The organism is Pseudoalteromonas sp. S1612 (assembly GCF_005887175.1).
Classification (GTDB): Bacteria; Pseudomonadota; Gammaproteobacteria; order Enterobacterales; family Alteromonadaceae; genus Pseudoalteromonas; species Pseudoalteromonas undina.
The window spans coordinates 44,930-54,103 of sequence record NZ_PNDH01000048.1 but is presented as its reverse complement, the minus strand read 5'-3'; the positions used below and the strand labels follow the sequence as shown (position 1 = coordinate 54,103).

Annotated in this window: 9 protein-coding genes and 2 tRNA genes; 1 reads left to right on the top strand and 10 read right to left on the bottom strand. The window is 42.2% G+C overall.

The features are described 5' to 3' along the window. Positions 1-2 precede the first annotated feature (2 nt). From CWB78_RS15670 to xerD, 8 genes are all read right to left on the bottom strand, one after another. A tRNA-Arg gene (locus CWB78_RS15670) sits at positions 3-79 on the bottom strand. Positions 80-114: 35 nt separating this feature from the next. Then, a tRNA-Ser gene (locus tag CWB78_RS15665) sits at positions 115-207 on the bottom strand. Between the two features lie 128 nt (positions 208-335). Then, positions 336-518 (bottom strand): hypothetical protein, encoded by a 183-nt coding sequence (locus CWB78_RS15660; RefSeq protein ID WP_010391514.1) that lies wholly within the window; start codon positions 516-518, stop codon positions 336-338. Positions 519-872: 354 nt separating this feature from the next. Beyond that, positions 873-2,408: a lysine--tRNA ligase gene (gene lysS / locus CWB78_RS15655; RefSeq protein WP_010391516.1), complete on the bottom strand. Its 1,536-nt coding sequence runs from the start codon at positions 2,406-2,408 to the stop codon at positions 873-875. A gap of 26 nt (positions 2,409-2,434) precedes the next feature. Beyond that, positions 2,435-3,533, bottom strand: a protein-coding gene (gene prfB, locus CWB78_RS15650; protein ID WP_109874146.1) for a peptide chain release factor 2 whose coding sequence is annotated in 2 segments (ribosomal slippage) — positions 2,435-3,457 and positions 3,459-3,533 — 1,098 coding nt in all. Because the reading frame shifts where the segments join, the coding sequence is not laid out codon by codon here. Between the two features lie 145 nt (positions 3,534-3,678). Next, positions 3,679-5,400 carry a single-stranded-DNA-specific exonuclease RecJ gene (gene recJ / locus CWB78_RS15645; protein WP_055012546.1) on the bottom strand — a complete coding sequence of 574 codons (1,722 nt, stop codon included), beginning with the start codon at positions 5,398-5,400 and terminating at the stop codon, positions 3,679-3,681. 84 nt (positions 5,401-5,484) lie between these two features. Beyond that, a complete protein-coding gene (gene dsbC, locus CWB78_RS15640; RefSeq protein ID WP_010391520.1) occupies positions 5,485-6,213 on the bottom strand; it encodes a bifunctional protein-disulfide isomerase/oxidoreductase DsbC in 729 nt (242 codons plus the stop codon). Positions 6,214-6,285: 72 nt separating this feature from the next. Then, positions 6,286-7,212 carry a site-specific tyrosine recombinase XerD gene (gene xerD, locus CWB78_RS15635; protein ID WP_138570359.1) on the bottom strand — a complete coding sequence of 309 codons (927 nt, stop codon included), beginning with the start codon at positions 7,210-7,212 and terminating at the stop codon, positions 6,286-6,288. 105 nt (positions 7,213-7,317) lie between these two features. Between xerD and fldB the strand changes: the two genes are divergently transcribed. Then, positions 7,318-7,839: a flavodoxin FldB gene (fldB, locus tag CWB78_RS15630; protein ID WP_008467792.1), complete on the top strand. Its 522-nt coding sequence runs from the start codon at positions 7,318-7,320 to the stop codon at positions 7,837-7,839. A 50-nt stretch (positions 7,840-7,889) separates the two neighbouring features. Here fldB and CWB78_RS15625 read toward each other — a convergent pair whose 3' ends face one another. Then, entirely contained in the window at positions 7,890-8,348 is a 459-nt protein-coding gene (locus CWB78_RS15625; RefSeq protein ID WP_138596393.1) for a DUF2147 domain-containing protein, read from the bottom strand. An 81-nt stretch (positions 8,349-8,429) separates the two neighbouring features. Continuing rightward, positions 8,430-9,128, bottom strand: a complete 699-nt coding sequence (locus CWB78_RS15620; protein WP_138596391.1) for a tRNA1(Val) (adenine(37)-N6)-methyltransferase — start codon at positions 9,126-9,128, stop codon at positions 8,430-8,432. Positions 9,129-9,174: the final 46 nt, after the last annotated feature.

Sequence of the window (9,174 nt, the reverse complement as noted above, 5' to 3'; positions counted from 1 at the left end):
AGTGGTGGGCGCAGGAGGATTCGAACCTCCGACCGCCTGGTTCGTAGCCAGGTACTCTATCCAGCTGAGCTATGCGCCCATCTTTACGTTTACAAGATTTCGCCATTTAAAAAATGGTGGAGAGGGAGGGATTCGAACCCTCGATAGAGCTACAAACTCTATACTCCCTTAGCAGGGGAGCTCCTTCGGCCACTCGGACACCTCTCCGTCTTGTGGGGCGTATAATAAAGATTTCAGAAAATATGTCAAACACTTTTCTGACAAAAGTGACTATATGGCTATAGATTGCACATATGTCTGGTTTTAAAGTGTAATTAGTTTGAAAATTGATCAGGTTAGGTATTTGGAGTGCTTGAGTTTACACCCATCACTGGCACTAGTTCATCCGTAAGTTCAGCAAGATATTGCTCTTGGTAGCCCAATTTTTGAAACTCGGCAATGCACGCGCGGTAATAAGCTTGTCGCTGTTGCTCAGTGGTACTCTCATCGGGTAAAGATTCTACTTGTTTAACTTTCATATTATTTATCTAAGTCCTTTAGAAATTTTTATTTTTTACGACTAAGAATGACCGTGTACAAATTTCGGCCATATTTTAGCTAAAAAATTCACATAAATACAACATAATGTTTAAAAAACAATCATACCAAAAAGTTATAGCACTGCTTTAATGTTGCTAAGCAGTGAGGCAACTTTATGATAATGAAACTGAATTAAAGGTTAACACCCCTTTATACTTACACTTCATTATCAGTGTAGTACTTATTAATTAAAAGCCCTAATGGAAAGTTTAAGCAATGTCTCACAAACAATAGGGCAAAAAAAACGCCACTAATTAGCGGCGTTAATAATTTTTTAGTTTATTCCTTCAAGCTTAGTCAGCTTGTGGGCGCATGTGCGGGAATAAAATAACATCTTTGATAGTTGATGAGTCAGTAAATAGCATTACTAAACGGTCAATACCAATGCCCTCACCTGCCGTTGGTGGTAAACCATACTCAAGTGCGCGAATGTAGTCTTCGTCATAATGCATTGCTTCATCATCACCAGCGTCTTTCTCTTCAACCTGACGCGTGAAACGCTCTGCTTGATCTTGTGCATCGTTAAGCTCAGAGAAACCATTTGCAAGCTCACGGCCACCAACAAAAAACTCAAAACGGTCAGTTACAAATGGATTTTCGTCGTTACGACGTGCAAGTGGAGATACTTCCCACGGGTAGCCTGTGATAAATGTAGGTTGAATAAGCATATGCTCAGCCGTTTCTTCAAATATTTCACATAAGAACTTACCTGGGCCCCATACGCAGTTTTCAGGAATTTTAACGTGTACTTGTTTAGCGTACGCTTTTAATTCTTCAAAGTGGTTTTCTGGGTCGTTAAATACCGCGGCATCAAACTCTGGGTTATATTTTAAGATAGCATCTGCCATGCTTAAACGCGTGAACGGTTGACCAAAGTCGTACTCTACTGAGTCAACAACTTCGCCGTTTTCATCTTTAGTGGTGTTAACCACAATTGGGCTGCCCAGTACGTTAGTTGCAACTGTACGTAACATGTCTTCGGTGATGTTCATTAAATCAATGTAGTCAGCATACGCTTGGTAGAACTCAATCATAGTGAATTCTGGGTTGTGGCGTGTCGATAACCCTTCGTTACGGAAGTTACGGTTAATTTCGAATACGCGGTCAAAACCACCTACCACTAAACGCTTTAAGTAAAGCTCTGGTGCAATACGCAAGTACATGTCGATATCAAGCGCATTGTGGTGTGTTACAAACGGACGTGCCGTCGCGCCACCAGGAATAACCTGCAGCATTGGCGTTTCTACTTCCATAAAATCGCGGTCTGCTAAAAAGCGACGAATGCCTTCAACTACTTGTGAGCGAATGCGGAATGTTTCACGCGTTGCTTCGTTAGTAATTAAATCAACATAACGTTGGCGGTATTTAGTTTCTTGATCTGATAAACCATGGAATTTTTCTGGTAGTGGGCGAAGTGACTTAGTCAGCAGCTCGTACTCTGTCATTTCTACGTATAAATCGCCTTTACCTGATTTGTTCAATGCGCCTTTAACACCAATAATATCGCCAATATCAAGCTGACCATATTTTGCTTTTAAATCTTTTTGAACGTCTTTTGAGGCATATGCTTGTACACGGCCTTTCATGTCTTGAATAGACATAAATGGACCACGTTTAGCAAGAATACGACCCGCAATCGATACTACGTGCTGTAATTCGATTAGCTCTTCTTTACTCTTATCACCAAACTCAGCCTGCAAATCTGCCGTGTAATGCTCACGACGGAATTGGTTTGGATGACCGTTGGCTGGGCAATTTTCGCGAATAGCGTCTAATTTGCCGCGACGCTCAGCGATTAACTTATTTTCGTCTTGGATTTGATCAGTCATTTTTTAGCTCTTTTTTAGCTTGGTGGTTATAAACCAGATTTTAAGCTGGCTTCAATAAATTTATCTAGGTCGCCATCGAGTACCGCTTGAGTGTTACGGTTTTCAACGCCAGTACGTAAATCTTTAATACGCGAGTCATCAAGTACGTATGAACGAATTTGACTTCCCCAGCCAATATCAGACTTGTTGTCTTCTTGGCTTTGCTTTTCAGCATTTTGCTGTTGTAGCTCAAGCTCAAATAATTTCGCTTTTAACTGCTTCATTGCTTGGGCTTTATTTTTATGCTGCGAGCGCTCGTTTTGACACTGCACCACGGTATTGGTTGGTACGTGGGTAATACGTACTGCCGATTCAGTGGTATTTACGTGCTGACCACCCGCGCCTGATGCACGGTAAACGTCGATACGTAAGTCAGACGGATTAATATCAATCTCAATGTTGTCATCAACTTCTGGGTAAACAAACGCAGATGCAAACGAAGTATGACGACGGCCACTTGAATCAAATGGGCTTTTACGAACTAGGCGGTGTACGCCTGTTTCAGTGCGTAACCAACCATATGCATACTCACCAGAAAAACGTACCGTTGCGCCTTTAATACCAGCAACATCGCCATCGGTCGCTTCAACAAGCTCTACTTTAAAGCCTTTTGCTTCACCCCAGCGTAAGTACATACGCAGTAAAATATTACACCAGTCTTGTGCTTCAGTACCGCCAGAGCCTGATTGTAAATCAAGGTAGGCATCGTTTGAATCGTGAGAGCCTGAAAACATACGACGAAACTCAAGCCCTTCAAGCTGCTGGTTTAAATCAGCTAGTTCGCTTTGTGCTTCATCAAAGGTGTCTTGATCTTCAGCTTCAACAGCAAGCTCTACTAAACCTTCAACATCGTCAGTACCAGCAACAAGGTTATCGATTGTTTCAACCACGGCTTCTAGTGCTGACTTTTCACGACCAAGGGCTTGTGCGCGCTCAGGCTCATTCCATACGGCTGAATCTTCAAGTTCGGCGTTAACTTCTTCTAAACGTTCTTGTTTAAGAGCGTAGTCAAAGGTACCCCCGAAGCAGTTCAGTACGTTCGCGAATTTCCTTGATTTGATTAATCACAGGATTCACTTCAAACATGTACATTACTCCAAAATGGCTAGGTTATTGCGCACTTAAAAAAGAGACCGAGCGCAATTAAAAATCATTAAATAATAAAAACGCCCGATTTTAACAAAAAACCGCGCGTTTTATTAGCCTTTTATGCATGGTTTGAAGATATTTTTTAGCCCACTTTTTCAAGCTCTCTAACTATCAGTTGTAAGCTAAATTTACCTCTAAATTCATTTATATCGAGCTGATACGCTACTTTGACAAACTGCGCCTCGGTATCTGGCCACGCTTTTACATCTATCCCAAAGGCAATGGCATCCACTAAGCGTGCAGACTGATGCTTTAATACCAGCTTTAAGTGTTTTTCACCCACAATACGCTGCTGGATTACTTCAAAGGTGTGTTCAAATATCGGCTCAGGAAACTGCTGCCCCCACGGGCCCGATTGTTTTAAAAGCTGGGCAAAATCCATGCTAAAGCAATCATTAGGTAGCTCACCATCGGTAAATACAATACAGCGTTTACTTTCTTCACTGAGTTGCTCGCTAACTGCACTATCAAATGCGCGTTTGAACTCAGCAAATTGCTGCTCGTTAATACTTAAACCTGCCGCCATTGCGTGGCCGCCAAATTTATTAATTAAACCAGGCTGCGCAGTGTTTAAACCTTCAAGCAGGTCGCGCATATGTAAACCTTCAATAGAGCGACATGAGCCTTTAATTTCACCATTTTCGCCACCCGCAAATATCACAGTTGGGCGATGGTATTTTTCTTTTAAGCGCCCCGCTAAAATACCAATAACGCCTTGGTGCCAATCGTCTTGATATAAACAAATAGCATCAGGCACACTATCTTCTTTAAATGCCAATCTATCGAGCACGGCTTGCGCTTCTACTTGCATGCCTTGCTCAATTTCACGTCTGGCAAAGTTTAAGCTGTCAAGCTCACCGGCTATGCGCCTTGCTTGATTTATGTCGTTGCTAAGTAAGCAAGCTATACCTAGGCTCATATCATCTAAACGCCCTGCTGCATTTAAACGTGGCGCCAATGAAAAGCCAAAATCGCTGGCACTCAAACGAGCTGCATTGCGATTAGCCACTTCAATCAGTGCGGTGATACCTGGGCGGGTTTTACCACTTCGAATACGTGCCAAGCCTTGATGCACTAACGTACGGTTATTCGCATCCAGAGCCACCACATCGGCCACCGTACCAAGGGCTACAATATCGAGTAAGTCAGCAATATTTGGCATAGGATGTTGGTTAAAGTAGCCTTGTTCACGCAGCGCACTTCTCAATGCGATAAGCAAATAAAACGCCACACCAACACCAGCTATCGACTTAGAGGGAAAATCACAGTCATGACGATTAGGATTAACAATAGCATCGGCATTAGGCAGTTGCTCGCCTTGTAAATGATGATCTGTAACCAGCACTTTAATGCCTGCGGCTTTAACAATATCAATCCCTGCAATACACGATATACCGTTATCTACGGTGATCACTAAATCGGGCTGCATAGTGACTATTTGCTCAGCCAATGCTGGGCTTAAGCCATAACCTAAACTAAAGCGGTCTGGCACTAAATAATCTAAATGGGTAAAGCCAAACATGGCCAACCCTTGCATTAAGGTGGCGGTGCTGGTTGCGCCATCGGCGTCAAAATCGCCAACAATTAGTATTTTACTTTGTGCATGCAGTGCATCAATTAATAGTTGGCTGGCTTTGTCTATATCTTTAAATAGCTTAAAGTCGAGCAAAGTGGCCGCACTATTATTTAATTCATCAGCATGGCAGACGTTACGCGTGGCATAAATTTGCTTAATAACAGGATGTAGATGACTAGGTAGATGAGAGTCGTCAACGGGTTCTCGCGCAATGATCATTTTTTTCATGCTGGTTTTTAACTTATGATATTCATAACAAAAAGACAAAAAAAGGCCATAAAGGCCTTTTTAAACAGGTACTCAGGTTTTTAATTAACCTGCTTTATTCGCCTCAAGCGCAGCGCTTAATGCGGCAGCTGGTTGGTAGCCTGGGATCATCGTGCCATCTTCTAAAATAATAGCCGGTGTACCACTAATGCCAAAGCTTTGCCCTAATTGGTAATGCTCTGCAACGGGTGCGCTACAGTCTTTTACAATTTGTGTATCTGCACCAGATTTAGCTTCAGTAAGTGCTTCTTGCTGATCTTTAGCACACCACACATTCATTAAATCGGCATAACCTGATCCTTGCAGGCCGCCACGTGGAAATGCTAGGTATTTAACCGTAATACCCGACTCAAGTAAGTCATCAAGCTCACGGTGTAATTTACGACAGTAACCACAGCTAATATCAGTAAACACGGTAATGCTGTGTTTTTCTTCTGGCGCTTTATACACAATCATTGAATCTTCGTATTCTTTTAACCCTGATTGACGCACACCATTAAGTGCTTGCTCAGTTAAATTACTACGGTTGTTTAAATCGATTAGCGTACCTTGCATTAAAAACTGACCGTCAGGGCTTGCATACAGCACCCCTTTATTGGTGATCAATTCTTTTAAGCCCGCAACCGGACTTGGGTTAATTTGTTTAACAGTTACTCCTAGCGCGGCAAATTTTGTCACGATAGGATCATTGGCATCGGGTGTTACTGCAACACCATTAGCAAAAGCGCTCAAACTAGTGCACAACATGGCACCTGCTAACATTAATTTTTTCATAACGGGTTCTCTATCCTAAAAATACTTATCTTATCGTGTCTATATGACCGGCTTAGTGACAAAAAAATTCGCTTAAGCACGAGGATGATGCTCAGCATGCACCGATTTTAATCGCTCATTCGCTACATGCGTATAAATTTGGGTAGTTGATAGGTCGCTGTGGCCAAGCATCATCTGCACCACACGCAAGTCAGCCCCATGATTTAATAAATGCGTTGCAAATGCATGTCGCAAGGTGTGGGGCGATAACGGCGACTCAACGGATGCCAAAATAGCATAGTGTTTAATCCGATGCCAAAAAGTTTGTCGTGTCATGCCCACCCCACGTTTAGAGGGAAATACAAAATCGGTGGCGTGTTTTATCATTTGTGCTCGCCCAAGCTTTAAAAATTGCTCCAGCCAATACATAGCCTCTTCACCTAAAGGCACTAATCGCTCTTTATTTCCTTTACCTTTTACAAACACCACAGCTTGGCGCAAATTTATTTGCTCCATTCTCAGCCCTACCAGCTCAGTTACCCGCAAACCCGTTGCATACAAGAGCTCGAGCATGGCTTTGTCGCGCAGCCCCATTGGCTCTTCAATATTGGGGGCACTTAATAGCGCCTCTACTTCAGCCTCAGAAAGCGTTTTTGGTAACGACTGCCCCGCTTTAGGCTGAGCAATATTGACCATAGGTGAATCGCTAATTATTTTTTCGCGTACAAAGTACTGATAAAAACGTTTTAATGCACTAATACTGCGTGCAGTACTGCGTGGCTTTAGCCCTAAATCAACACGATGTGCCAAGTAACTTTCAACGTCGAGGCTGGTTACCGTCATTAAGTTTTCGCCTTTTAAAAATTGGCAAAACTTATCTAAGTCACTGCGATAAGCGCTCAGCGTGTTTTCACTTACGCCTTGCTCTAAATAGAGGCTATCAAGAAAGGTTTCTAAAAAGTCGCTATTGCTGCTTAGCTCATTATTTTGTTCAGGTAAATCGTCAGATAGCGTTGTCACGTTGTGATCTCATGTTGGTAATACCACGGGAGAAGGTATCAATTAAAAATACCTTACGGTAAACTTGAGCCTATCATAACAGGCAATTACACAGTGATAAATACGATGCAGATTGGTTTATTTTTTGGTTCTACTACCTGCTATACCGAAATGGCGGCAGAAAAAATACGCGACATTATAGGCGCCGACATTGTCAGCTTACATAATATTAAAGACGAGCCGCTTAAAAACGCTGAGCAATATGACTTTATCATTTTTGGTATTTCTACGTGGGACTTTGGCGAAATTCAAGAAGATTGGGAATCAAAGTGGGACGACATAAAAGACGTTGACCTAAATGGTAAAACCATAGCCTTATTTGGTATGGGCGACCAGCAAGGATATGGCCAATGGTTTCAAGACGCATTAGGCATGCTTCATGATGAAATAAATGCCCAAGCCATTACTCAACTTGGCTTTTGGCCTAACGACAGTAATTACGAATTTGAAGCCTCTAAAGCCCTTACCGAAGACGGTAAACAATTTGTTGGTTTAGCCCTTGATGAAGATAGTCAGTACGAGCTAAGCGACGAGCGTATTGCCACTTGGGTAGAACAAGTGATGACAGAGTACGCTGAAACCCTGTAACTTTGCGCTCTTGCAAAGAGCGCTGCCATGCAGCGCTTTTTAATATTTAACTACTCTACTTTTAACCAGTATTGGTTACGGTAAAAAAAGCCCACATAACCACGCACTTCAAGTTTTTCGCCATTTTGCTGCGGAGTTAAACGCACGCTGTAGGTTTTACCGTTATTTGGGTCGAGTATTTCACCGTCTTCCCAACTACCGTCACCTGCATAAGTTACGTTTTCAATAATGGTCATGCCTAGCATCGGCTGATTCTTTTTATCACCACCACACTCGCTGCAAAGCGCATCTTGCTTGGCTTTATTGAGTATTGTTTCAATTTTGCCAGTCAGTACGCCATCATGCTCAGTAATGCGTACATAAGACTTTGCTTCTTTGGTGTCTTCATTAATGGTTTTCCAAAGCCCTACAGGTGTGGGGTTAGCCAATAACTTAAATGAGGCAAAAATACTGCCTACCAAAAACCCCATCAACAGCCTGTTAGCTCTTTTTTTATTCAATAAATTCATTGCATTACTACATTAGTGATTAATTAATCCATACTAACAATAAACACCCAGATGCAAAACTGTTTAAACAACCAGAGCGTGCTACATTTTTAAATAAAATTCACGGCATAACGCCTGATACTGTGGGGTATAGCTATTATCATTAGCTCTAATACACAACTGAGTTGTGCTTACTTCGCTTTGCTCATAGCTAAAGGTCATTAAACTGCGAGTAAAAGGTTTATGCGCCGTTGCTTGTACTTGGCAGAAGCGATTTAAATACAGCCCTTGCTGCTGCGCCAAGGTTATAAATAACTGTGCCTCTTTGCTGGGTAAAATTAAATTAAAACGTGCTTGCTTATGCGTTAAGCGTTTAAACGCAGCAATGAGTTCTGCAAAGCTTAAACCATCGGTATGGCGAGCGGCATTGCGTGCTGCATTATCACTTTTTAAACTGTGATTAAAATAAGGTGGATTAGATATAACGCAATCAAATTTAGTCTCAGCCGCAAACTGCTGTACACACTGGTGATAAATACTAATGTCTGGCCAAGGGCTTTGCTGGCAATTTTGTACAGCTTGCTGGTAGGCGGCCTTATCAACCTCAACCGCACTCACCTTTAAATCTGGCACTCGCTGTTTACACATTAACGTCAGTAACCCCGTACCTGTGCCAATATCTAATAACGAACTTGCACCGCTTAAATCAGCCCATGCTCCAAGTAAAATACCATCGGTAGATACCTTCATGGCGCACTGGTCGTGCTCAACCTTAAATTGTTTAAATGCAAAACCTGACATTTTTTCACCTTTTCATTCACCAAGTAGGTTTAAGTGCGTATAATTA

What these genes read in the sequence shown, in the direction of transcription:
- CWB78_RS15660 (WP_010391514.1), bottom strand. Translation starts at nt 518, where the DNA reads ATGAAAGTTAAACAAGTAGAATCTTTACCCGATGAGAGTACCACTGAG.
- lysS (WP_010391516.1), bottom strand. Translation starts at nt 2,408, where the DNA reads ATGACTGATCAAATCCAAGACGAAAATAAGTTAATCGCTGAGCGTCGC.
- recJ (WP_055012546.1), bottom strand. Translation starts at nt 5,400, where the DNA reads ATGAAAAAAATGATCATTGCGCGAGAACCCGTTGACGACTCTCATCTA.
- dsbC (WP_010391520.1), bottom strand. Translation starts at nt 6,213, where the DNA reads ATGAAAAAATTAATGTTAGCAGGTGCCATGTTGTGCACTAGTTTGAGC.
- fldB (WP_008467792.1), top strand. Translation starts at nt 7,318, where the DNA reads ATGCAGATTGGTTTATTTTTTGGTTCTACTACCTGCTATACCGAAATG.
- CWB78_RS15625 (WP_138596393.1), bottom strand. Translation starts at nt 8,348, where the DNA reads ATGAATTTATTGAATAAAAAAAGAGCTAACAGGCTGTTGATGGGGTTT.
- CWB78_RS15620 (WP_138596391.1), bottom strand. Translation starts at nt 9,128, where the DNA reads ATGTCAGGTTTTGCATTTAAACAATTTAAGGTTGAGCACGACCAGTGC.